Annotated in this window: 23 protein-coding genes; 21 read left to right on the forward strand and 2 right to left on the reverse strand. The window is 71.0% G+C overall.

Annotation, left to right across the window (positions count from 1 at the left end; translation table 11 throughout):
* The first annotated feature begins 34 nt into the window (after window positions 1-34).
* The gene (locus ACWD6N_RS07265; RefSeq protein ID WP_354967308.1) at window positions 35-1408 is read left to right on the forward strand and encodes an MFS transporter; all 1374 of its coding nucleotides are present in this window, start codon (window positions 35-37) and stop codon (window positions 1406-1408) included.
* Window positions 1360-2211: a menaquinone biosynthetic enzyme MqnA/MqnD family protein gene (locus ACWD6N_RS07270; RefSeq protein ID WP_354967309.1), complete on the forward strand. Its 852-nt coding sequence runs from the start codon at window positions 1360-1362 to the stop codon at window positions 2209-2211. The genes ACWD6N_RS07265 and ACWD6N_RS07270 overlap by 49 nt, the downstream gene beginning before the upstream one ends.
* A gap of 84 nt (window positions 2212-2295) precedes the next feature.
* On the opposite strand, the gene ACWD6N_RS07275 is transcribed toward ACWD6N_RS07270, so the two are convergent.
* Window positions 2296-3258, reverse strand: coding sequence for a serine hydrolase (locus ACWD6N_RS07275; protein WP_354967310.1), 963 nt, complete (start codon window positions 3256-3258; stop codon window positions 2296-2298).
* Window positions 3258-4244, reverse strand: coding sequence for a serine hydrolase (locus tag ACWD6N_RS07280; RefSeq protein ID WP_354967311.1), 987 nt, complete (start codon window positions 4242-4244; stop codon window positions 3258-3260). Before ACWD6N_RS07280 ends, ACWD6N_RS07275 begins: the two co-directional genes overlap by 1 nt.
* 374 nt (window positions 4245-4618) lie before the next feature.
* Here ACWD6N_RS07280 and paaA point away from each other — a divergent pair, with 374 nt between their 5' ends.
* The 19 genes from paaA (at window position 4619) to nuoH (ending at window position 23457) form a co-directional block, all read left to right on the forward strand.
* Window positions 4619-5686: a 1,2-phenylacetyl-CoA epoxidase subunit PaaA gene (gene paaA, locus ACWD6N_RS07285; RefSeq protein WP_354967312.1), complete on the forward strand. Its 1068-nt coding sequence runs from the start codon at window positions 4619-4621 to the stop codon at window positions 5684-5686.
* The gene (gene paaB, locus ACWD6N_RS07290; protein WP_354967313.1) at window positions 5683-5970 is read left to right on the forward strand and encodes a 1,2-phenylacetyl-CoA epoxidase subunit PaaB; all 288 of its coding nucleotides are present in this window, start codon (window positions 5683-5685) and stop codon (window positions 5968-5970) included. The genes paaA and paaB overlap by 4 nt, the downstream gene beginning before the upstream one ends.
* A 73-nt stretch (window positions 5971-6043) precedes the next feature.
* Window positions 6044-6769, forward strand: a complete 726-nt coding sequence (gene paaC, locus ACWD6N_RS07295; protein ID WP_354967314.1) for a 1,2-phenylacetyl-CoA epoxidase subunit PaaC — start codon at window positions 6044-6046, stop codon at window positions 6767-6769.
* Window positions 6766-7242: a 1,2-phenylacetyl-CoA epoxidase subunit PaaD gene (gene paaD, locus ACWD6N_RS07300; protein WP_354967315.1), complete on the forward strand. Its 477-nt coding sequence runs from the start codon at window positions 6766-6768 to the stop codon at window positions 7240-7242. The genes paaC and paaD overlap by 4 nt, the downstream gene beginning before the upstream one ends.
* Complete coding sequence (paaE, locus tag ACWD6N_RS07305) at window positions 7239-8348, forward strand: 1,2-phenylacetyl-CoA epoxidase subunit PaaE (RefSeq protein WP_354967316.1); 1110 nt, start codon at window positions 7239-7241, stop codon at window positions 8346-8348. Before paaD ends, paaE begins: the two co-directional genes overlap by 4 nt.
* The gene (locus ACWD6N_RS07310) at window positions 8345-8485 is read left to right on the forward strand and encodes a hypothetical protein (protein WP_354967317.1); all 141 of its coding nucleotides are present in this window, start codon (window positions 8345-8347) and stop codon (window positions 8483-8485) included. Before paaE ends, ACWD6N_RS07310 begins: the two co-directional genes overlap by 4 nt.
* A 22-nt stretch (window positions 8486-8507) precedes the next feature.
* Window positions 8508-9698 carry a cyclic dehypoxanthinyl futalosine synthase gene (gene mqnC / locus ACWD6N_RS07315; RefSeq protein ID WP_354967318.1) on the forward strand — a complete coding sequence of 397 codons (1191 nt, stop codon included), beginning with the start codon at window positions 8508-8510 and terminating at the stop codon, window positions 9696-9698.
* Window positions 9699-10173: 475 nt separating this feature from the next.
* A complete protein-coding gene (locus ACWD6N_RS07320; RefSeq protein ID WP_354967319.1) occupies window positions 10174-11457 on the forward strand; it encodes an LPXTG cell wall anchor domain-containing protein in 1284 nt (427 codons plus the stop codon).
* Window positions 11458-11571: 114 nt separating this feature from the next.
* Window positions 11572-12282 (forward strand): demethylmenaquinone methyltransferase, encoded by a 711-nt coding sequence (locus tag ACWD6N_RS07325; protein ID WP_354967320.1) that lies wholly within the window; start codon window positions 11572-11574, stop codon window positions 12280-12282.
* Between the two features lie 94 nt (window positions 12283-12376).
* Window positions 12377-12601, forward strand: a complete 225-nt coding sequence (locus ACWD6N_RS07330; protein WP_089018103.1) for a hypothetical protein — start codon at window positions 12377-12379, stop codon at window positions 12599-12601.
* A gap of 139 nt (window positions 12602-12740) precedes the next feature.
* On the forward strand, window positions 12741-14018 hold the full coding sequence (locus ACWD6N_RS07335) for a geranylgeranyl reductase family protein (protein WP_354967321.1): 1278 nt from the start codon (window positions 12741-12743) through the stop codon (window positions 14016-14018).
* 134 nt (window positions 14019-14152) lie between these two features.
* Window positions 14153-14518: an NADH-quinone oxidoreductase subunit A gene (locus ACWD6N_RS07340; protein ID WP_074316036.1), complete on the forward strand. Its 366-nt coding sequence runs from the start codon at window positions 14153-14155 to the stop codon at window positions 14516-14518.
* A 14-nt stretch (window positions 14519-14532) separates the two neighbouring features.
* Entirely contained in the window at window positions 14533-15210 is a 678-nt protein-coding gene (locus ACWD6N_RS07345; RefSeq protein WP_145785918.1) for a NuoB/complex I 20 kDa subunit family protein, read from the forward strand.
* Window positions 15207-15944, forward strand: coding sequence for an NADH-quinone oxidoreductase subunit C (locus ACWD6N_RS07350; protein ID WP_354967322.1), 738 nt, complete (start codon window positions 15207-15209; stop codon window positions 15942-15944). The genes ACWD6N_RS07345 and ACWD6N_RS07350 overlap by 4 nt, the downstream gene beginning before the upstream one ends.
* Complete coding sequence (locus ACWD6N_RS07355) at window positions 15941-17266, forward strand: NADH-quinone oxidoreductase subunit D (RefSeq protein ID WP_354967323.1); 1326 nt, start codon at window positions 15941-15943, stop codon at window positions 17264-17266. Before ACWD6N_RS07350 ends, ACWD6N_RS07355 begins: the two co-directional genes overlap by 4 nt.
* Window positions 17263-18288 carry an NADH-quinone oxidoreductase subunit NuoE gene (gene nuoE, locus ACWD6N_RS07360; RefSeq protein ID WP_354967324.1) on the forward strand — a complete coding sequence of 342 codons (1026 nt, stop codon included), beginning with the start codon at window positions 17263-17265 and terminating at the stop codon, window positions 18286-18288. The genes ACWD6N_RS07355 and nuoE overlap by 4 nt, the downstream gene beginning before the upstream one ends.
* Window positions 18285-19601 carry an NADH-quinone oxidoreductase subunit NuoF gene (gene nuoF, locus ACWD6N_RS07365; protein ID WP_354967325.1) on the forward strand — a complete coding sequence of 439 codons (1317 nt, stop codon included), beginning with the start codon at window positions 18285-18287 and terminating at the stop codon, window positions 19599-19601. The genes nuoE and nuoF overlap by 4 nt, the downstream gene beginning before the upstream one ends.
* Window positions 19601-22108, forward strand: a complete 2508-nt coding sequence (locus tag ACWD6N_RS07370; protein WP_354967326.1) for an NADH-quinone oxidoreductase subunit G — start codon at window positions 19601-19603, stop codon at window positions 22106-22108. Before nuoF ends, ACWD6N_RS07370 begins: the two co-directional genes overlap by 1 nt.
* On the forward strand, window positions 22105-23457 hold the full coding sequence (gene nuoH, locus ACWD6N_RS07375; RefSeq protein ID WP_354967327.1) for an NADH-quinone oxidoreductase subunit NuoH: 1353 nt from the start codon (window positions 22105-22107) through the stop codon (window positions 23455-23457). Before ACWD6N_RS07370 ends, nuoH begins: the two co-directional genes overlap by 4 nt.

The following is a 23457-nucleotide window of genomic DNA, read 5'->3' on the forward strand; positions in this document are numbered from 1 at the left end:
GCGTCGACCAGATGTGAAGGATTATTTTCGAAGTATGGCCTTCACATCTGACGAGTCGCGCTGGTCGGACGTGTGGCTCGCCGCCACCGCGCGCGGCACCACGATCTGCGGTGACTTCCTCGCCGCCACCGCGCTCGCGCTGGCGCTGCAGGGCGCCGGCGCCGGCGGGCTCGCCGTGTCAGGGCTGCTGCTCGCCGCCACCCTGCCCCTGGTGGTGCTCGCCCCACTCGCCGGCCGGCTCGCCGACCGGGTGGACAGCCGCACCCTGCTGGTGACCGTCGGGCTGGCCCAGGCCGCGATCTGTGCACTGCTCGCCCTCGTCGACCAACCGGTTCTGGTGGTGGGGCTCGTCGCACTGCTCGCCTGCGGGCTGGCGGTGACCCAGCCGTGCCTGGCGGCGCTGCTGCCGGCGATGGTCCGCCCGGGTGACCTGCCACGGGCGGGCGCGATCAGTCAGACCGCCGTCTCCCTCGGTGCGCTCGGCGGCCCGGTGCTGGCCGGGCTGCTGGTGGGGCAGTTCGGCACCCGCGTACCGCTGCTGCTCGACGCCGCGACCTACCTGGCACTGGTGGTCGCCGGTCTGCTGCTGCGGACGCGGCGCGGTGGTCGGCGGACCACCGCGGTGGTCACCCCGGCCAACCCACGCGGTACGGCCCCCGCCTGGCGGCTGCGCCGGGACCCGCTGATGCTCGTCATGGTGGTGAGCACCGCAGTGGTGATCGCGGCGATCGGCGGCATCAACGTGATCGAGGTTTTCTTCATCCGGGAGACCCTGAACGGGTCGCCGACCACGTACGGCCTGGTCAGCGCCGCCTGGATGGCGGGGATGCTGCCCGGTGGCTGGCTCGCCGCCCGGCTCGCCCGCCGGCTGGACGACGACGGCGCCCTGGTCCGTGGGGTGCTGCTCACGCTGGCCGGGTGCAGCCTGATGGTGCTGCTCGCCGCAGTGGTGCCGGCGGCGAGCCTGCTGGTGCCGCTCTGGCTGGTGGGGGGCGCGGCCAACGGGGGCGAGAACGTCTTCGCCAACCTGCTCACCGCTCGGCGGGTGCCGGAGGCGATGCGGGCCCGGGCGTACGCCAGTTACGGCGCGGCGGTGCAGGGAGGCTCGATGACCGGCTTTCTGGTCGGCGGCGCGCTGCTCACGGTCGTCCCGCCCCGGCCACTGATCGCCGCGGCCGGCGGGGCCGGACTGCTGGTGGTGCTGGCCTTCGTGCCGGTCGTCGCGCGGGTGGTACGCCGGCCGTCGCCGAACGACCCGGGCGGACCGCGGCACCAGCGGTGGACCGGGCCGGATGCGGGGTTGGCCACTCCGGGCGGACCCGCCGAGCCGGAGCCGCCGACCAGGGATACGGTCGGATCATGGCTGAGCGCATCGCACGTCCCCGGGTCGGGCACATCCAGTTCCTGAACTGCCTTCCGATCTACTGGGGTCTGATGCGCTCCGGTGCCCTGCTCGACGTGGATCTGCACAAGGAAACGCCGGACCAGTTGAACGCCGCCCTGGTCGCCGGTGACCTGGACATCGGCCCGATCTCGCTGGTGGAGTACCTGCGGCACGCGGACGAGCTGCTGCTCCTGCCGGGCCTGGCGGTGGGCAGCGACGGGCCGGTGCTCTCGGTCAACATGGTCTCCACCCGCCCCCTCGGTGAGCTGGACGGCGCCCGGGTGGCGCTCGGCTCCACCTCACGGACCGGGGTGCTGCTGGCCCAGCTGCTGCTCGCCGAGCGGTACAACGTCCGGCCCGACTACTTCCGCTGCCCGCCGGACCTGACCCAGATGCTGCTGGAGGCCGATGCCGGGGTGCTGATCGGTGACGTGGCGCTGCGGGCGCTCTACGAGGCGCCGAGCCGGGGGCTCACGGTGACCGACCTCGGGCAGGCTTGGCGGGAGTGGAGCGGCCTGCCGATGGTCTTCGCGGTCTGGGCGGTCCGACGCGACTTCGCCGCCGCTCACCCGGGGCTGGTCAAGGAGGTGCACGAGGCGTTCCTGCGCTCGCGTGACCTCTGCCTGGCCGAGCTGGACCAGGTTGCGGAAGCGGCGGCCCGCTGGGAGACGTTCGACGCCGCGACGCTGGCCACGTACTTCCGGACCCTGGACTTCTCGCTGGGTGACCGGCAGGTCGCCGGTCTGCGGGAGTTCGCCCGGCGGGCTGCCGCGCTCGGCGAGGTCCCGGCGCTGCCGGAAGGCGGCCCGGAGTTCTTCGCGGGCTGAGCCGCCGGATCCGCGCCGAGCGGGCTGAGCCCCCGGTTTCGCGCCGAGCGGCCTGGCCCGCCAGGCGCGGCCGTGGAGCGTGGGTCAGACGCCGGGGCGGAGCAGGGCCTCGGTGATCTTCTCGCAGTTCTTCATGCCGTAGTCGTAGCCCATGCCGATCGGGTACTTGACCATCACGCCCATCGTCCAGGTGTCGCCGATGGCCAGGCAGTTGATGTGCATCTCCTGCTCCCTGGTCCGGTCGATCCACCCGTTCTTGATGGCGATCTGCTTCCGCTCCGCCGCTGGGAACGCCTTGCGGATGCCGAAGTCACCGGCGCCGCGCACCAGCCGCATCTCGTTGAGCAGCCACTTGGTCCACTTCGGTCCGGCGGCGGTGCCGTCGGCGATGCAGTTGCCCAGCCGGGCGGTGTCCCGAGGGGAGAGCGCCGTGCGGCTCCAGCCGCCATCGGGGGCGACGCTGCTGTCGGTTAGCTTGCACATGGTGAGCAGCCGCCGGATCGAGGCGGCGCGGCCGACCGAGTTGTAGAACTGCTCGGCGCGGGTGTTGTCGCTGTCCCGGATGATCCGTGTCGCGTCGGCGAGCTTCGCGTCGCTCGGGGTGTCGCCGGCGTCGGCCGTGCGGCGCAGGTAGTCGGCGACGATCCACGACTTGATCATCGAAGCGGTGGTGCTGGTCTCGTCCATGTTCTTGGAGCCGATGATCTTTCCGGTCCGACGGTCGAGCACGCTCCAGGAGTACCAGCCCTCGATGTCGAGCTTGAGGTCCTTGGCCTGGAACGGCAGCGGCTCCAGGGACGGGCTGGGACTGGCGCTCGGCGGCATGGCCGGCTGACGGGCGCTGCGGTTGGTGGCCCCGCCGGTGGACCGGTCGCTGGTCGTTCCGGCGTCGCCCCACCGGACGGCGGCAGCCGACTCGAAGGGCGACCCGGGCAGCAGCCGCAGCGACACCAGGACCAGCCCGATCAGGACGACCGCGATCGCGATCATCCGCAGCGGGGACGCCTCGCGACCGCCGCGACGCTCGGCCCGACGGTTGCCGGCCATCAGAGCTTCCCGACCGGCTGCTGCGGCACCTTGAGCGCGGCGCCGGGCTGCGGGGTGACGAGCTGGGTGGCCACGCTGGCGCAGACCTGCGCGCCGTAGTCCAGCCCGCTCTTGATCGGGTAGCGCAGCATCACCGCGAGGCTCCACTTGCCGTTGACCGCGAGGCAGTTGACGTGCCAGTTGCCGTCGTAGTTGATCGGCGTCCAGCCGTTCTTGATGCTGACCGGACCCTGGGCGGTGATCGACTTTGGCAGGCCGTTGATGATGCCCCAGCGGCCACCGCCGTACTCGCTCTTCTGGTCCTTTTTCGCGGTGGTGCCCCGGACCTTGCTCATCTGATCCAGCACCCACTTGGTCCACTTCGGGCCGGCGGCCTTGCCGTCGGCGATGCAGTCGCCGAGCCGGACCGCGTCGCGCGGGGACATCCGGGTGAAGCTCCAGTAGCCGGTGTAGGGCTCGACGTTGCCGCGCTTGGTGTCGGTCAGCCCGCAGATCGTGATCGCACGCTGGATCACCGCGTCGGGTTTGCTGCTCTTCGACGCCTTGTACGAGCCGCCCGCAGCGGCATGGACCTTGTTGGCCGCGGTGTCGTTGCTGTCGATGATCGCGAGCCGGGCCGCCTCCTTCAGCGACGCGGTCGGCTCCTTGTCCTTGAGCTGCCGCAGATAGTCGGAGACGATCCAGGCCTTGATCATCGATTCGGTGGAGCTGGTCGCGGTCATGTTCGACGATCCGGAGATCTTGCCGGTCTGCCGGTCCAGCAACGCCCACGAGAAGAACTCGCCCTTGAAGGCCACCGACACCGGGCCAGCGGCGAGTGTGGGTGGTGGCGGTGGGGTCGGTGCGGGCGCGGCGACGCTCCCGGCGCCGCCTCCGCCTCCACCGCTGCCGTCGCCGGCGAGCCGGGCGTACGCGGCGGGGACCAGCAGGACGCCACCGAGCAGGACCGCCACGACGGCGAACACCATGATCACGCGGGATCGCATGAGTTGGGTGAGCTCCAGATGTCAGGGCCGGGGGAGACCGGCTTGTTGTCCGGGGCGACCGGTGCGATCGCCGAGGCCGGGGGAGGTGGCCTCTGTGGAGACGGCGATTCTGGGCAGCCGATCGTGTGACCGGCAGAAGTGTACGTCCGGACCGGCCGACCGCCAGAGCCCGACACCTGGCAAAGCGCGATAAAGGTGGGATGTCGCGCCGGTATGAGGCTTCTAGGCGGATTCACCTTTGCCGAGTGAGCCAAGTCATAGCCGACGCGGTCGCCCTGGGTAAAGAAGGAAGCGCCCAGGAGTGACCGAACGTGACTCGGGTTTCCTGTTACACCCCCTGGTGCATCGGGGCGCAAGCTGTAACACTTGTCCTCATGTATGGCAATGACTTCTCCGCCCCGGACGACGCAACCGGCGGCGGCCTGCTCGGCGAGGTCGAGGCGGCCGAGGCGGAGCTACGCGCCGCAGCCGCGCGGCAGCGGCGCGGCGGCCCCGCGCCGGACGAGGACCTGGCGGCGTACTTCACCGCGGTGGTCGACGCGGAGCAGAAGATCGAGCCGCGGGACTGGATGCCGGACGCGTACCGCAAGACGTTGATCCGGCAGATCGCCCAGCACGCCCACTCCGAGATCATCGGCATGCAGCCGGAGGGGAACTGGATCAGCCGGGCGCCCTCGCTCAAGCGCAAGGCGATCCTGCTGGCCAAGGTGCAGGACGAGGCGGGCCACGGCCTCTACCTCTACGCCGCCGCCGAGACCCTCGGCATCAGCCGGGACGAGCTGGTCCGGCTGCTGCTCGACGGGCGGCAGAAGTACAGCTCGATCTTCAATTACCCCACGCTGACCTGGGCTGACATGGGCGCGATCGGCTGGCTCGTGGACGGCGCGGCGATCGTCAACCAGGTGCCCCTGTGCCGCTGCTCCTACGGCCCGTACGCGCGGGCGATGATCCGGGTCTGCAAGGAGGAGTCGTTCCACCAGCGCCAGGGCTACGAGATCCTGCACACCCTGTCGCACGGCACCCCGGCCCAGCAGGCGATGGCCCAGGACGCGGTGGACCGCTGGTGGTACCCGTCGCTGGCCATGTTCGGTCCGCCGGACGGCAACTCCACGCACTCCACGCAGTCGATGGCCTGGAAGATCAAGCGCTTCTCCAACGACGATCTGCGCCAGCGCTTCGTGGACATGTGCGTCCAGCAGGCGGAGGTCCTGCGGCTCCGCATCCCCGACGCGGACCTGCGCTGGAACGAGGAGCGGCAGGCGTACGACTACACGCAGCCGGACTACGACGAGTTGATGCGGGTGATCTCCGGCGACGGGCCGTGCAACCGGGAGCGGATGACGCGCCGGCGGGCCGCGCACGCCGAGGGCGCCTGGGTGCGCGAGGCCGCCGCGGCGTACGCCGCCAAGCGGGCTGGACAGAGGGAGAAGGTGGCGGCGTGAGTACCGAGAACACCCCGTTGTGGGAGGTCTTCGTGCGGGCCCGGCGCGGGCTGTCGCACACCCACGTCGGCAGCCTGCACGCCCCCGACGCCGAGCTGGCCCTGCGCAACGCCCGGGATCTCTACACCCGGCGGCAGGAGGGCGTGTCGATCTGGGTGGTGCCGGCCAGCGCCATCACCGCGTCCAGCCCGGACGAGAAGGACGCCTTCTTCGACCCCGCCGCCGACAAGGTCTACCGCCACCCCACCTTCTACGAGGTGCCGGACGGGGTGGCCCACCTGTGAGCGGGCGGAGCGAGCGAACCAGTCAGCTCAGCGGCGCGGCGCGTTGCGCCGCCGAGCGAAGCGAGGTGGCGGCGTGAACGGCCCCGTCGACTTCACCCTCGCCCTCGGCGACGACGCGTTGATCGCCGCGCAACGGCTGGCCGAATGGACCACTCGCGCGCCGGAGATGGAAGAGGACATCGCGCTGGCGAACATCGCCCTCGACCAGCTCGGCGCAGCCCGCCTGCTGCTGTCGTACGCGGGCGAGCTGGAGGGCGCCGGCCGGGACGAGGACGCGCTGGCGTACCTGCGCGACGACCGCGAGTTCCGCAACGCGCTCCTGGTCGAGCTACCGAACGGCGACTTCGCGGTGACCATGGCGAAGCTGTTCTTCCTGGCGGCGTACCAGCTACCGCTGTACACCGCGCTGGCCGGGTGCCGGGACGAGCGGCTGGCCGCGATCGGCGCCAAGGCGCGCAAGGAGTCGGCGTACCACCTGGACCACGGCGCGTTGTGGGTGAAGCGGCTCGGCGACGGCACCGAGGAGTCGCACCGTCGGATGCAGGCGGCCGTCGACCAGGTCTGGCCGTACACCCACGAGCTGTTCGCCGCTGATCCGGAGACGCCGGTCGACCCGGCCACCTTGCGGTCGGCGTTCGACGACACCGTCGGCCCGGTGCTGGCCGAGGCGACGCTCACCCGGCCCGAGGGCCGCTGGGCGCCGGCCGGCGGGCGGACGGGCGTGCACACCGAGCACCTGTCGTACCTGCTCGCCGAGATGCAGGTGCTGCACCGGGCACACCCCGGAGCTAAGTGGTGAGCGACGCGAGGTCGGCCGCGGCGAGCGTGGTGGACCCGGAGATTCGGGTGATCACCATCGACGAGCTGGGCATCCTGCGCGCGGTCGAGAAGGATCCGGGCAGCGGGCGGGTCGTCGTCACCATCACCCCGACGTACACCGGCTGCCCGGCGATGGACGTGATCCGGGCCGACATCCGCCGCGCGTTGGCGCTCGCCGGTCACCCGGACGCCGAGGTCCGCACGGTCTACAGCCCATCGTGGAGCACCGACTGGATCTCCGACAGCGGGCGGGCGAAGCTCGCCGCCGCCGGGATCGCCCCGCCGGCCCCGGTGCCCGCCGCCGGCGTGGTGCCGCTGACCCTCGCGGTCCGCTGCCCGCACTGCGGCTCACCAGAGACCGAGCAGGTCAGCCGGTTCGGCTCCACCGCGTGCAAGGCGCTGTGGCGCTGCCGCTCCTGCTCCGAACCCTTCGACCACCTGAAGGCGCTGTGACAGTCACCATCACCCGGCCGGTCCGCCGCCGGCCGGTCTTCCACCCGCTGCCCGTCGCCGCCGTCGACCGGCTCACCGACGACGCCGTGGCGGTCACCTTCGCCGTACCAGAGGAGTTGCGGGAGACCTTCGCGTTCCGCGCGGGTCAGCACCTCACCGTGCGACGGGTGACCGAGGACGGCACGGACGTGCGCCGCTCGTACTCCATCTGCTCCACACCGGACGACCTGGCCCGGCACGGCCGGCTGCGGATCGGGGTGCGGGAGGTCCCCGGAGGCGCCTTCTCGGCGTTCGCCTGCGGCGCGCTGCGCCATGGCGACACCGTCGAGGTGCTGCCGCCGCTGGGCACCTTCACCACGGCCTTCGCACCGGACCGTGTGCGGCACTACGGCGCGGTCGTCGCCGGCTCCGGCATCACCCCGGTGCTCGCGCTGGTCGCGACCGCCCTGGCCGTCGAGCCGGCCAGCACCTTCACCCTGGTGTACGGCAACCGCACGGCGAACACGGTGATGTTCGCCGAGGAGTTGGCGGACCTGAAGGACCGGTATCCCACCCGGCTGCACCTGGTGCACGTGCTCTCCCGGGAGCAGGGCGAGTCACCGCTGCTCTCCGGGCGGATCGACACCGAGCGGTTGGGCCGGTTGCTGGGCACGATCGTGCCGGGCTACGCCATCGAGGAGTGGTTCCTCTGCGGGCCGTACGGCATGGTGGTCGACGTCCGGGCCGTGCTGGCCGAGCTCGGGCTGCCGGAGTCGTCGGTGCACACCGAGCTGTTCCACGTCGACGCGCCACCGGAGCCGGTGCGCCGCCCCACGGACCAGGCGGGCGCCGGGGCCGAGGTCACGATCGTGCTGGACGGCCGGTCGTCGAGTTTCACGATGGGCCGCGAGGAGCGGGTGCTGGACGCCGCGCTGAAGGTGCGCGGCGAGCTGCCGTACGCCTGCAAGGGCGGTGTCTGCTCGACCTGCAAGGCGAAGGTCGTCGACGGCGCGGTCACGATGGCCCGCAACTACGCCCTGGAGCCCGACGAGCTGGCCGCCGGCTACGTCCTGACCTGCCAGTCCAGCCCGACCACCGACAGGCTCACGGTCGACTACGACGCGTGAGGATGCTGTCCCGCCTGTTCCGCGTGGAGATCGACCCCAACGTCCGGGCCGCGGCCGGGGCATTCAACGACCCGCTGCTGCGCAGGCCGGCGCTGGGGCGCTCGTCACCGGAGCTGGAGGGGCGTGTCGGCCCGTGAACGGGCGACGTAGGCTCGGGGTGTGACGGTGAGCCGGGAGATCGACGACATCTTGCAGCGTGGCGCGGACGGCGGGCGGATCACGCCCGAGGAGGCGCTGCTGCTCTACACCGAGGCGCCCTTCCACCCGCTGGGCGAGGCGGCGGACGCGGTGCGCCGGCGGCGCTACCCGGACAACGTCGTCACGTACCTGATCGACCGCAACATCAACTACACGAACGTCTGCGTGACGGCGTGCAAGTTCTGCGCGTTCTACCGTGCGCCGAAGCACGCTGAGGGGTGGACGCACCCGACCGAGGAGATCCTGCGCCGCTGCGGTGAGGCGGTCGAGCTGGGCGCGACCCAGGTGATGCTCCAGGGCGGGCACCACCCGGACTACGGCGTCGAGTACTACGAGGAGCTGTTCGCCTCGGTCAAGCAGGCGTACCCGCAGCTGGTCATCCACTCCATCGGGCCGAGCGAGATCCTGCACATGGCCAAGGTCTCCGGGGTGAGCCTGGACGAGGCCATCGCCCGGATCAAGGCCGCCGGCCTCGACTCGATCGCCGGCGCCGGCGCGGAGATGCTGCCCGAGCGGCCCCGCAAGGCCATCGCGCCGCTCAAGGAGTCGGGTGAGCGCTGGCTGGAGGTCATGGAGCTGGCCCACCGGCAGGGCATCGAGTCGACCGCCACGATGATGATGGGCACCGGCGAGACGCACGCGGAGCGGATCGAGCACCTGCGCATGATCCGCGACGTGCAGGACCGCACCCGCGGGTTCCGGTCCTTCATTCCATGGACGTACCAGCCGGAGAACAACCACCTCAAGGGCCGCACCCAGGCGACCACGCTGGAATACCTGCGGTTGGTCGCGGTGGCCCGGCTCTTCTTCGAGACCGTGCCGCACCTGCAGGCGTCCTGGCTGACCACCGGCAAGGACGTCGGGCAGCTCGCGCTGCACATGGGCGTCGACGACCTCGGCTCGATCATGCTGGAGGAGAACGTCATCTCCTCGGCCGGAGCGCGGCACCGCTCCAACCTGCACGAGCTGATCGGGATGATCCGCTCGGCGGACCGGATTCCCGCGCAGCGGGACACCCTCTACAACCGGCTCGCCGTGCACCACACGCCGGCCGACGACCCGACCGACGACCGGGTGGTCTCGCACTTCTCCTCGATCGCGCTGCCCGGCGGCGGCGCCGGCCGTTCCCTGCCGCTGGTCGAGGTCAACTGATCCTGGTCGAGGCCCGGCCGTTCGGCTGAGCGTGGCTCATGCTCCCGCCCGGCCGCCTCGGCGGTCCGGGTGGTCCCGGTCGCTGCGGCGGCCAAGCTGCCGGTCAGGGGTGGTGGAGTTGATCGTGCGCGGCTAGCGTGCCGCCTCATACCCTTCGTCACCGTGCACGATCCACACCGGCGACCGCCGGCACCGTCGATGGGCGGATCAGTGGAATCGGCACGACCGTGCTGGTGGCGGGTGGTCTGATGGTGCGGGTCGAGCGACGGCGCGAGACAGTCCTCCATCGGCCCGTGCGGGCCGTTCACATAACGCACAGCGGTACGGGCGGGATGGGTGACCATTCCGCCCGTACCGTCTGCTCCCTCCCGACCGGACGGATGAAAGCGGCCCCGCCGGCTGGCGCGGAAGATCGACCTTCGATAACGTCCGCTCGTTCCGCAACCATTCTTTCTTCCCTATCCCCGGGGGACCGATGACACCGTTCCACCGCTCGGCCCTGGCCCGCGCGGGCGTCGTGGCCCTGCTCGCGGCCGGTGGCCTGGCCACCGTGGCCGCCCCGGCCCAGGCCGCCGACCAGGCCGACCTGGCCCTGGTGCCGCTCAGCTACGAGTTGGCGAAGGGCGTCAAGGAAGCCAAGGCCAAGCCGTTCAAGTTTCAGGTGGACAACACCAGGAGCACGGTCGACGCCAAGGACGTCCGGGTTACCGTTGAGACCAAGGGCCTGAAGGACCGCAAGGTCGGTGTGCTCGCCTGGGACGGCTGCGAGGTCGCCGGCACCACCTTCAGCTGCCTCCTCGGCGACCTGGCTGCCGGCACCACCGAGGACTTCGGCATCCCGCTGTTCTCGACGGGTGGTCGCGGCGCGGCCGGCACGCTGGTGGTCACCGTCAGCTCGGCCACCGCCGATCCCTTCACCGACGACAACACCGTCGAGCATGAGATCACCGTGGCCAAGCCCGGCTACGACCTGACCACCTGGGTGCAGGACGTCTACGCCGACGTGGTGGTGGACGGTGACGAGACGGGCGAGGCCGGTCGCACGTCGGTCCGGCCTGGCGAGACCGCCCCGCTGGACTGGGCGGTCTACAACGACGGGAGCCGCAAGGCCACCGGCCTGGCGTACGGCTTCACGCTGCCGGCGGGCGTCACCTTCGCTGAGCTGCCGGAGGGTTGCGTGGAGCAGCCGCTGAACGGTCTGGCGAACGCGTACTGCGAGGACTCCGGCGTGGTGCTGAAGCCGGGTCAGTTCTACACCGCCGATGTGCGGGTGCGGGTGCGGATCGGCGCGGACGTGACCGAGCCGGTGCTCCGGCCCGGGTTCCTCTTCGCCGCCGGCCTGGACGCCGCTCAGGGCAGCCCTGAGGAGCAGCCGCAGGTGGCGACCAGCGCGCAGCGCCGGGCGTTCACCGAAACTGACCACGGGGACAACATCGCGCAGTTCGACGTGTTCGTCGACCTGACCGTGCAGCCTACCCCGACCCCGACACCGACTCTCACCGCGACCTCCACGCCCACGGTGACGGCGACGCCGACCCCGGGCGGCACGACGACCCCGGGCGCGACCACGTCGCCGGGCGCGGGTGGCGGTGGCGGTGGTGGCGACGACGACGGCGGGCTGCCGGTGACCGGTGTGCAGGTCGGCCTGATCGGCGGCATCGGCGGCATGATCCTGCTCGCGGGCGGGGCGCTGCTGGTGCTCTCCCGCCGGCGCAAGGTCGTCCTGGTCGCCCCGGGTGACGAGAAGTCGACCGACTGACGCTGGCACGACGTGCGGGCGGGGTGGGTGACCACCCCGCCCTTTTCGTGTGCCGGGATCCCTGCCGCGCCACCCAGCGACCGTCGGGCGGCGGACGGCTGGCAGAGTGGAGGGGTGAGCCGTACCCCGCAGGGCCAGCGCGCCAGCCTGGACAAGCAGCCGCACGAGGTCGCCGCGATGTTCGACGGCGTAGCCGAGCGATACGACCTGACCAACACGGTGCTCTCCTTCGGCCAGGACCGCTCCTGGCGTCGGTCCACCCGGGCGGCGCTCGGGCTGCGACCGGGCGAGCGGGTGCTGGACGTGGGCGCCGGCACCGGTGTCTCGACCCGGGAGTTGGCGCAGTCCGGGGCGTACGCGGTCGGTGCGGACCTGTCCCTCGGCATGCTGCATGCCGGCAAGCGGGCCCGGCCCGAGGTGCCGTTGCTGGCGGGAGACGCGCTGCGGCTGCCGTTCGCCGACGCCAGCTTCGACGCGGTGACCATCTCCTTCGCGCTGCGCAACGTCAACGACACCGACGCGGCCCTGCGTGAGTTGGCCCGGGTGACCCGGCCCGGTGGGCGGCTGGTGGTCTGCGAGTTCAGCACCCCGGTCAACCCCGCCTTCCGGACGGTCTACCTGTCGTACCTGATGCGGTCGCTGCCGGTGGTGGCCCGCACGGTGTCCAGCAACCCCGAGGCGTACGTCTACCTCGCCGAGTCGATCCGGGCCTGGCCGGACCAGGCCGCGCTGGCCGGGCGGGTCGCGGCGGCGGGCTGGGGACGGGTGGCGTGGCGCAACCTGACCGGCGGCGTGGTCGCCCTGCACCGGGGCATCCGCGAGTAGTCCGGCCCGCGCCGTCGACCGACACCGACACCGACGATATTCCGGTTTCGTGAATATCAGTCTTTAGTCCACTTTGCGTCGTACGCTCGTCCGCATGACCCGAGCAGAGCCGGCGGACCCGGTGGCCGCCACCGACGACGACGCGGCCGAACTCATCGCGCAGTTGCGCGCGCTGGCGGGCGCTGATCCGGCGGACGTCCGGCAGGTCGTCGCCGAGGTGTTGGCCGCGCTGGACCGGGCGGCCGGCGGCGCGCTACGCGAGCACCTGCCGGAGACCATCCGGGTCGACGCGGGCCTGGACGCGCCCAGTCCGGCCTGACACCTGCCTGCTGTGGACGGTCGTTGACTGTCACATCTGCGAGTTAGGTACCCCTGATCCTGGGCAGGTATGACGCCGGTCATACACTCGTCCCGTCTGGCTTGTGAAGCATTTCACGAGCGTGCGGGAGGAGGCGCGGATGACCGCGGTGGAACACGATGCCGACGTCATCGTCGTGGGCGCCGGTCCCGGTGGATCGGCGACGGCTTACCACTTGGCGCGGCACGGCGTACGGGTGCTGCTGCTGGAGAAGACCGAGTTCCCCCGGGAGAAGGTCTGCGGCGATGGGCTGACCCCGCGCGCGGTGCGCCAGCTCGTCCGGATGGGCGTGGACACCTCGCCCGAGGCCGGCTGGCTGCACAACCGGGGCTTGCGGGTGATCGGCGGCGGGGTGCGCCTGGAACTGGACTGGCCGGAGCTGGCCAGCTTCCCCAACTACGGGCTGGTACGCACCAGACTCGACTTCGACGACCTGCTCGCCCAGCGGGCGGTGGCCGCCGGCGCCAAGCTGCGGACCAACGTCAACGTGCTCGGCCCGGTGCTCGACGGCGACGGCCGGGTGACCGGCGTCGAGGCCGAGGTGGGCCCGGGCAAGGAGCCCGCCACCTTCCACGCGCCGCTGGTCGTGGCGGCGGACGGGGTCTCCGGCCGGTTCCCGCTCGCTCTCGGGCTGGCCAAGCGGGAGGACCGGCCGATCGGCGTGGCCGTCCGGCGCTACTACCGCTCCCCGGTCAAGCACGACGACAACTACCTGGAGTCCTGGCTGGAGCTGCGCAGCAAGGACAGCGGCGACAACCTGCTGCCCGGGTACGGCTGGATCTTCGGGCTCGGTGACGGGCGGGTCAACGTCGGCCTCGGCGTGCTCAACTCGTCCTCCGCGTTCGGCAAGACCAACTACCGCCGGCTGCTCACCGACTGGCTGGCGAACACGCCCGTCGACTGGGGAATGACCGACGAGGCCAACGCCGACGGCCCGATCCTCGGCGCCGCGCTGCCGATGGGCTTCAACCGGGTGCCGCACTACACCCGTGGCGTGCTGCTGGTCGGCGACTCCGGCGGCATGGTCAACCCGTTCAACGGGGAGGGCATCGCCTACGCCATGGAGTCCGGCGAGCTGGCCGCGGAGGTCGCGTTGCAGGCCCTCGCGCGGCCCGCCGGCCCGGAGCGGGAGCGGGCGCTGATGGCGTACCCGAACGAGCTGAAGGCGCGGCTCGGTGGCTACTACCGGCTGGGCGGCATCTTCGTGAAGCTGATCGGTCGTCCGGAAATCATGCGGATCGCCACCAAGCACGGAATGCCGCATCCGACGCTGATGCGCTTCGTACTCAAGCTGCTGGCCAACCTGACCGACCCGCGTGGCGGGGACGCGATGGACCGGGTCATCAACGCGATGACGAAGGTAGCGCCAGCGGCCTAGATGGACCGTGTCGGTGCTGGTCACAGCCCCGGACCGGACAGAGATCGACCCCCGCCGGCAGCCACCGCGAGGGACGTGAATAGTGTGATTTTCGTCAAGCACCGAGGGCAGGGAAGGACGAGCAGGAGAAAACGATGACGCTCTCGCCTTACGCACCGATCATCGGGCTGTTTGCCCTCGCCGCGGCGTTTTCGCTGTTCTCCGTTGGCGCCGCCCGCTTTGCCGGTCCCCGTCGTTACAACAAGGCCAAACTCGAGGCTTACGAGTGCGGCATCGAGCCCAGCCCCCAGCCGGTCGGCGGCGGGCGGTTCCCGATCAAGTTCTACCTGACGGCGATGCTCTTCATCGTCTTCGACATCGAGATCATCTTCCTCTACCCCTGGGCGGTCTCGTTCGACGCTCTGCCGATCTTCGGCTTCGTGGAGATGGTCCTGTTCATCGTCGCGGTCTTCGTCGCGTACGCCTATGTGTGGCGGCGCGGCGGCCTGGACTGGGACTGAGGAAGGAACGTCAGATGGGCATCGAGGAGAAGCTTCCCGCCGGCGTCCTGCTCACCTCGGTGGAGAAGCTGGTCAACTGGTCCCGGAAGTCGTCCGTGTGGGGCGCCACCTTCGGCCTGGCCTGCTGCGCCATCGAGATGATGGCCGCCGGTGGTCCGCACTACGACATGGGCCGCTGGGGTATGGAGGTCTTCCGGGCCTCGCCCCGGCAGGCCGACCTGATGATCGTGGCCGGCCGGGTGAGTCAGAAGATGGCGCCGGTGCTGCGCCAGATCTACGACCAGATGGCCGAGCCCCGCTGGGTGCTCTCCATGGGCGTCTGCGCCAGCAGCGGCGGCATGTTCAACAACTACGCGATCGTGCAGGGCGTCGACCACGTCGTACCGGTCGACATGTACCTGCCCGGCTGCCCGCCCCGGCCGGAGATGCTGATCGACGCGATCCTCAAGCTCCGCGAGAAGATCATGTACGAGCCGCTGGGCCCGAACGGCCGCAAGATGCTGGCGGCCCGCCAGGAGCGTGGCGACGTCCCGGTCGTGCCCTACGGCTCCATGCCGTCCTCGTACCGCAACGACAAGGCCCGGCGTGCCGAGTGGACCCGGGCGGTCCGCGAGGGGCGCGAGGAGCAGCTGCGAATCGAGAACTGGATGAACGCGCAGAACCACCTCCACCCGCAGGTAGGCCCCAAATGACGTCACCCACCGACAAGCCCAACGACGGCGGCGTGCCGGTACCGGTCACCCCGGCCGGTGCCAGCAGCACCGCCCCCGCCGAATACCCGCCAGCCAGCCCGGCGGGCCGCGGGATGTTCGGCAACCAGGGCACCGGCGACGTGTCCGGCTACGGCGGCCTGGTCCGCCAGCGCGAGCCGATCGAGGAGGCCGCCCGGCCGTACGGTGGCTATTTCGACGAGGTCCGCGACGCGCTGGAGGAGGCCTACCCGGCCTTCGGCGACGCGATCGAGAAGGTCGTGGTCGACCGGGGTGAGCTGACCCTGCACGTACGCCCGGAGCGCATCGCCGAGGTCTGCCAGGTGATGCGGGACGATCTGGCGCTGCGCTTCGAGCTGTGCTCCTCGGTGTCCGGCGTGGACTACCTCGGCGCCGACGAGCGCCGGCTGCACGTGGTCTACCTGCTCACCTCGATGACCTACCGGCGTCGGGTCCGCCTGGAGGCCGCCGTCTCCGTGGAGAGCCCGCACCTGCCCAGCGTGACGGCGATCTACCCGACCGCCGACTGGCAGGAGCGGGAGGCGTACGACATGTTCGGCATCGTCTTCGACGGCCACCCCAACCTGACCCGCATCCTCATGCCGGACGACTGGGAGGGCCACCCGCAGCGCAAGGACTACCCGCTCGGTGGCGTGGCGGTCGAGTACAAGGGCGCTGAGATCCCGCCGCCGGACCGGAGGAGGTCCTACCAGTGACCACGTCGAACTACGCGACCGAACGCGAGACCACCGAGGGCAGGGTCTTCACCGTCACCGGTGGGGACTGGGACTCGGTCGTCTCGAGCACCGACCCGATCAACGACGAGCGGATCATCGTCAACATGGGTCCGCAGCACCCGTCCACGCACGGGGTGCTGCGGCTGATCCTGGAGCTGGAGGGCGAGACGGTCCGCGAGGCCCGCTCGGTCGTCGGCTACCTGCACACCGGCATCGAGAAGAACCTCGAATACCGCAACTGGGTCCAGGGCTCGACGTTCGTGACCCGGATGGACTACCTCGCGCCGATCTTCAACGAGACGGGTTACGCGCTGGCGGTCGAGAAGCTGCTCGGCATCACCGACGACATCACCGAGCGCGCCACCACCATCCGCGTGCTGATGATGGAGCTCAACCGGATCTCGTCGCACCTGGTCTGGCTGGCGACGACCGGCATGGAGCTGGGCGCGATCTCGATCATGCTCTACGGCTTCCGCGAGCGGGAGTACATCCTCGACATCTTCGAGACCATCACCGGCCTGCGGATGAACCACGCGTACGTCCGTCCGGGCGGCGTGGCGCAGGACGTGCCGGACGAGGCGATCGTCAAGATCCGCGAGTTCCTGAAGATGATGCCGAAGAAGCTCAAGGAGTACGAGGACCTCCTCTCCGGCCAGCCGATCTGGACCGAGCGGACGCAGAACGTCGCGGTGCTGGACGTGACCGGCTGCGTGGCGCTCGGCATCACCGGGCCTGTGCTGCGTTCCGCCGGGTTGGCCTGGGACCTGCGTAAGACCATGCCGTACTGCGGTTACGAGACGTACGAGTTCGACGTGCCGACCCACCCCGACGGCGACGTGTGGGGCCGCTACCTGGTCCGGCTCGCCGAGATCCGGGAGTCGATGAAGCTGGTCGAGCAGGCGCTGGACCGGCTCCGGCCGGGCCCGGTGATGGTCGCCGACCGCAAGATCGCCTGGCCGGCGCAGTTGGCCATCGGCGTCGACGGCATGGGCAACTCGCTGGAGCACGTCGCGAAGATCATGGGTCAGTCGATGGAGTCGCTGATCCACCACTTCAAGCTGGTCACCGAGGGCTTCCGGGTCCCGCCGGGCCAGGTGTACGTCGGCATCGAGTCGCCCCGCGGCGAGTTGGGCGTGCACGCGGTCTCCGACGGTGGCACCCGGCCGTACCGGGTGCACTACCGGGAACCGAGCTTCGTCAACCTCCAGGCCCTCCCGGCGATGGCCGAGGGCGGCCTGATCGCCGACGTGATCGCCGGCGGCGCCTCGCTGGACCCCGTGATGGGTGGTTGTGACCGATGACTTTCACTGACACGACGCGCGAGCGGGCGCGCGAGATCATCGCCCGCTACCCGGCGGACCGGTCCCGCTCAGCGCTGCTGCCGCTGCTGCACCTGGTCCAGTCGGAGGAGGGGTACGTCTCTCCGGCCGGTGTCGCGTTCTGCGCCGAGGTGCTCGGGCTGAACAAGGCCCAGGTCGGCGCGGTAGCCACCTTCTACACCATGTACAAGCGCAAGCCGACCGGCGACTTCCTGGTCAGCGTCTGCACCAACACGATGTGCAACGTGCTCGGCGGCCAGGAGGTCTACGACACCCTCGCCGAGCACCTCGGTGTCGGGCACGACGAGACCACCGCCGACGGGAAGATCACCCTGGAGCACGCCGAGTGCCTGGCGGCCTGCGATTACGGCCCGGTGATGACCGTCAACTACGACTTCTTCGACGGCGTGGACTCGTCCACCGCGGTCGGCGTGGTCGATGAGCTGCGCGCCGGCGGCCGGCCGATGCCGACCCGCGGCGCCCGGCTCTGCACGCTCAAGGAGATGGCGGTCCAGCTCGCCGGTTTCGCCGACGAGCGGGACGGCGCGGTCGCCGACGGCGGGCCGGGCGAGCCCACCCTGCGCGGGTTGCGGCTGGCGCAGCAGCACGGCGTCTCGGTGCCGGGCTTCGACCCGAACACCCCGATCCGCAGCAAGGCGGAGGCGGACAATGCGGCCGCCAAGGCGAAGGCGGCCGAGGCCGCCGCGACGCCGGTTGAGGCGCCCGCCCCGCAGGTCAGCCCGGTGAAGGGTGGCGACGGGGCGTCCGCTCCGACGGGTACGCCCGGCAACGCCGGCGCCGGCCAGCCGGCGGAGACCTCCCCGCCGACCCCGCGCGACGCGCAGGAGGCGGAGGCCGCCGGTGTGGCGACCAACGCGCCGGCCGGTGACGGCAAGCCCGCCGGTGACTCCACCGGCGCGCAGGAGCGCAACCTCAACGAAGCGTCGGCGAGCGCCGATGGCGCGACCTCCACCGTCGCGAGCGAAACGGGGGCCCAGAAGTGACCACTCCCCGCCCGGAGACGCTGGCCAAGCTGACGCCGGTGCTGACCAAGCGCTGGCTGTCGCCGGACGCCTGGCGGATCGGCACGTACGAGCAGCTGGACGGCTACGCTGCGCTGCGCAAGGCGCTCAAGGCCCACCCGGACGACCTGATCCAGCTCATCAAGGACTCCGGGCTGCGTGGCCGGGGCGGCGCGGGCTTCCCCACCGGTCTCAAGTGGGGCTTCATCCCGCAGGGCGACGGCAAGCCGCACTACCTGGTGGTCAACGCCGACGAGGGCGAGCCGGGCACCTGCAAGGACCTGCCGCTGATGACCCACGACCCGCACTCCCTGGTCGAGGGCGTGATCATCGCTTCGTACGCGATCCGGGCCAACCGCGCCTACATCTACATCCGGGGCGAGGCGGTGCACGCCGCGCGCCGGCTGCGCAACGCGGTCCAGGAGGCGTACGACAAGGGCTACCTCGGCCGCAACATCCTGGGCAGCGGCTACGACCTGGAGCTGGTGGTGCACTCGGGCGCCGGGGCGTACATCTGCGGCGAGGAGACGGCGCTGCTGGACTCGCTGGAGGGGTTCCGGGGCCAGCCCCGGCTGCGCCCGCCGTTCCCGGCCACCCACGGCCTGTACGCCAGCCCGACGGTGGTGAACAACGTCGGCACCATCGCCAGCGTGCCGCCGATCGTGCTCGGCGGGGCCGACTGGTGGAAGACCATGGGCACCGAGAAGTCGTCCGGGCCGATGATCTACTCGCTCTCCGGCCGGATCGCCAACCCCGGCCAGTACGAGTGCTCGATGGGCGTCACGCTGCGCGAGCTGCTGGAGCTGGCCGGCGGGATGCAGCCCGGGCACAACCTGAGGTTCTGGACCCCGGGCGGTTCGTCCACCCCGCTGCTCGCCGCCGAGCATCTGGACGTGCCGCTGGACTTCGAGGGGGTGGCGGCGGCCGGGTCGATCCTCGGCACCACGGCCACCCAGATCTTCTCCGACCAGGACTGCCCGGTCTACGCGACCTACCGGTGGCTGGAGTTCTACCACCACGAGTCGTGCGGCAAGTGCACCCCGTGCCGGGAGGGCAACTACTGGATGGTCCGGGTCTACCGGCGGATCCTCGCCGGCCAGGGCACCCACGAGGACCTGGACACCCTGCTGGACACCTGCGACAACATCCTCGGCCGCTCGTTCTGCGGCCTGGGTGACGGCGCGACCAGCCCGGTGACCTCGTCACTGAAGTACTTCAAGCAGGACTACCTCGACTACATCGAGGGACGGACCGCGCCGAAGCTCTCCGACAAGCAGCTGGTTGGAGCTCACTGATGACGGACGTAGCCAAGCAGACCGACACGGTCACCCTCACCATCGACGGCGTCGAGGTCACCGCCCCCAAGGGGACACTGCTGATCCGGGTCGCCGAGCAGATGGGCACCGAGATCCCCCGGTTCTGCGACCACCCGCTGCTGGCACCGGCCGGCGCGTGTCGGCAGTGCCTGGTCGAGGTGGAGGGGCAGCGCAAGCCGGTCGCCTCCTGCACACAGGCAGTCGCCGACGGCATGGTGGTCCGCACCCAGCTCACCTCCCCGGTGGCCAAGAAGGCGCAGGAGGGGGTGATGGAGCTGCTGCTCCTCAACCACCCCCTGGACTGCCCGATGTGTGACAAGGGCGGCGAGTGCCCCCTGCAGAACCAGGCGATGTCCACCGGCCGCACCGACTCCCGCTTCCACGAGCACAAGCGGGAGTACGAGAAGCCGATGGCGATCAGCAGCCAGGTGCTGCTGGACCGCGAGCGTTGCGTGCTCTGCCAGCGCTGCACCCGGTTCTCCGAGGAGATCGCCGGCGACAAGTTCATCGACCTGATGGGCCGGTCGTCCACCGAGGAGATCAACATCTACCGGGACGACGCGTACGGCGAGGAGGGCGACGCGGGTGACGTGCCGTTCAACTCCTACTTCTCCGGCAACACCGTGCAGATCTGCCCGGTGGGCGCGCTGACCGGTGCCCAGTACCGGTTCCGTGCCCGGCCGTTCGACCTGGTCTCCAGCCCGAGCGTCTGCGAGCACTGCTCGGCGGGCTGCGGGCAGCGCACCGACTGGCGGCGCGGCAAGGTGCTGCGCCGGCTGGCGGGCGACGAGCCGGCGGTGAACGAGGAGTGGAACTGCGACAAGGGCCGGTGGGGCTTCCAGTACGCCCGGGCCACCGACCGGCTGACCACCCCGCTGGTCCGCGACGAGCGCACCGGCGAGCTGCGCGAGGCCTCCTGGAGTGAGGCGCTCACGGTGGCCGCCGAGGGGCTGCACGCGGCCCGCGAGAGCGGGCAGGGCACGGCGGTGCTCACCGGCGGTCGGCTGACCGTCGAGGACGCCTACGCGTACGCGAAGTTCGCCCGGGTCGCGCTGAACACCAACGACATCGACTTCCGGGCCCGACCGGTCTCCCGCGAGGAGTCCGACTTCCTGGCCAGCTCGGTCGCCGGGGTCACCGACGTCACCTACACCGACGTGGATAACGCGCCGGCGGTGGTGCTGGTCGGCCTGGAGCCGGAGGAGGAGTGCCCGATCCTCTTCCTGCGGCTGCGCAAGGCGTACCTGAAGAAGACCCTGACGGTGTACGCGCTGGCGCCGTTCGCCACCCGCGGCCTGGAGAAGCTTGGTGCCAAGCTGGCCCGGGTGGTGCCGGGCGAGGAGGCGAGCGTGCTCGCCGAGCACGCCACGGTCGCCGAGGCGCTGAGCGCGCCGGGCGCGATCCTGATCGTCGGCGAGCGGCTGGCCACTGTGCCGGGCGGGCTCTCCGCCGCGGCGGACGTGGCTCGGCGTACCGGCGCGAAGTTGGTCTGGGTGCCGCGGCGCGCGGGTGACCGCGGCGCGGTCGACGCGGGCTGCCTGCCCAACCTGCTCCCCGGTGGACGGCTGGTCACCGAGCCGGCCGCCCGCGCCGAGCTGGGCGAGGCGTGGGACATCCCGGCCGGGGTGATCCCGAGCCAGGCCGGTCGGGACACCGATCAGATCCTGGCGGCTGCGGCGAACGGGCAGCTGGGCGCGCTGGTGGTCGGCGGGGTCGACCCGGCCGACCTGGCCGACCCGCGGCTCGCCGAGACCGCCCTGGACGCGGTGCCGTTCCTGGTCAGCCTGGAACTGCGCGGCAGCGCGGTGACCCGGCGGGCCAACGTGGTGCTCCCGATCGCCCCGGTGGTCGAGAAGGCCGGCAGCTTCCTGGACTGGGAGGGTCGGCTTCGTCCGTTCGAGGCGGTGCTGCAGACCGCGGCGATGACCGACGGCCGGGTGCTCGACGCGCTGGCCGCGCTGCTCGACGTGCGGCTCGGCACCGCGGACGTGCCGAGCGTGCGCCGCGAGCTGGGCACGCTGCCGGCGACCCGCACCCAGCGGCCGGCGCCGCCGTCGGTGGCGCCGGGTACGGCGCCGCGCCCGGGCGCCGGGGAGGCCGTGCTGGCCACCTGGCACCAGCTTGTCGACCTGGGCACCCTGACCGACGGCGACGAGCACCTCGCCGGCACCGCCCGCCCGCCGGTGGTCCGGCTGGGCAAGGGCACCGCCGAGGCGCTCGGGGTCGCCGATGGCGACCCGGTCACGGTGGGCACCGACCGGGGGGCGCTGACCCTGCCGGCGGAGCTCACCGAGATGCCGGACGACGTGGTCTGGCTGCCGACCAACTCACCGGGTTCGACCGTGCGACGCAGCCTTGGGGCGACGTCCGGCGCGGTCGTGCGGATCTCCGTCCCCGCACCGAGCGCGGCCGTCCCGGCCGGGCGGGTGGCGGCGGACGAGGCCGGTCTCCCGGGTCCGCTCCTCAACGCTGGGGGTAACCAGTGAGCCCGTCTTACCTGGCCCAGGACCCGACGCTGGCCGACTTCGGTCGGGATCCGTGGTGGCTGGTTCTCATCAAGATCGTCTTCGCGTTCGCCTTCGGTCTGGTGGCCACCCTGCTCGGCGTCTGGTTCGAGCGGCGCGTGGTGGGCTACATGCAGGTGCGGCCCGGCCCCAACCAGGTCGGCCCGTTCGGCCTGCTGCAGACCCTCGCCGACGGTTTGAAGATGGCCTTCAAGGAGGACATCCTGCCGAAGGCGGCCGACAAGGTCGTCTACTTTTTCGCCCCGACCATCTCGGTGATCTGCGCGGTCACCGCGCTGGCGGTGGTGCCGTTCGGCCCGATGGTGAGCATCTTCGGCCACCACACGCCGCTGCAGGTCACCGACGTGCCGGTGGCGGTGCTGTTGCTGCTGGCCTGCTCCTCGATGGGCGTCTACGGCATCGTGCTGGGCGGGTGGGCCTCCGGCTCGACGTACCCGCTCCTCGGCGGCCTGCGGTCGAGCGCCCAGATGATCTCCTACGAGGTCGCCATGGGGCTCTCCATCGTGGCGGTGTTCATGACCGCCGGCACGATGAGCACCAGTGGGATCGTCGCCGCCCAGGGCCACGGCACCCAGCTGTCCATCTTCGGCCAGCAGATCCCGGCGCCGGGCTGGTACGCGATCCTGCTGCTGCCCAGCTTCATCATCTTCTTCATCGCCACCGTGGGTGAGACCAACCGGGCGCCGTTCGACCTGCCCGAGGCCGAGTCGGAGCTGGTCGCCGGCTTCATGACGGAATACAGCTCGCTGAAGTTCGCGCTCTTCATGCTCAGCGAGTACGTCGCGATGGTGACCATGTCCGCGGTCACCACCACGCTGTTCCTCGGCGGTTGGCGTGCGCCGTGGCCGATCACCATCTGGGAGGGCGCCAACTCCGGTTGGTGGCCGATGCTCTGGTTCTTCGGCAAGGTGATCGCGCTGGTCTTCGTCTTCGTGTGGCTGCGCGGCACGCTGCCTCGGCTGCGGTACGACCAGTTCATGCGCTTCGGCTGGAAGGTGCTGCTGCCGATCAACCTGGTCTGGATCCTGGTCCTGTCGGGCCTGCGTTCCATCGAGGACTGGGACGCGCGCGGCAAGATGATCGCGGTCGGCATCCCGGCCGGCATCCTGCTGATCGCCACGCTGTTCTGGCCCAGCCGCCGACCGCAGCCGAAGCCGACGACTCAGGAACAGGTGGACAGCCGCCCGTACGGGAGCTTCCCGCTGCCACCGATGGATCTTCAGGTACCACCGAGCCCGCGTATCACGCGCGTGGTCGCCGAGCGGGAGCCGGCCAACATCGCCACCGGCTCGGACTCCAGGGAGGTGTGA

This window comes from Micromonospora sp. NPDC005163, assembly GCF_053599835.1.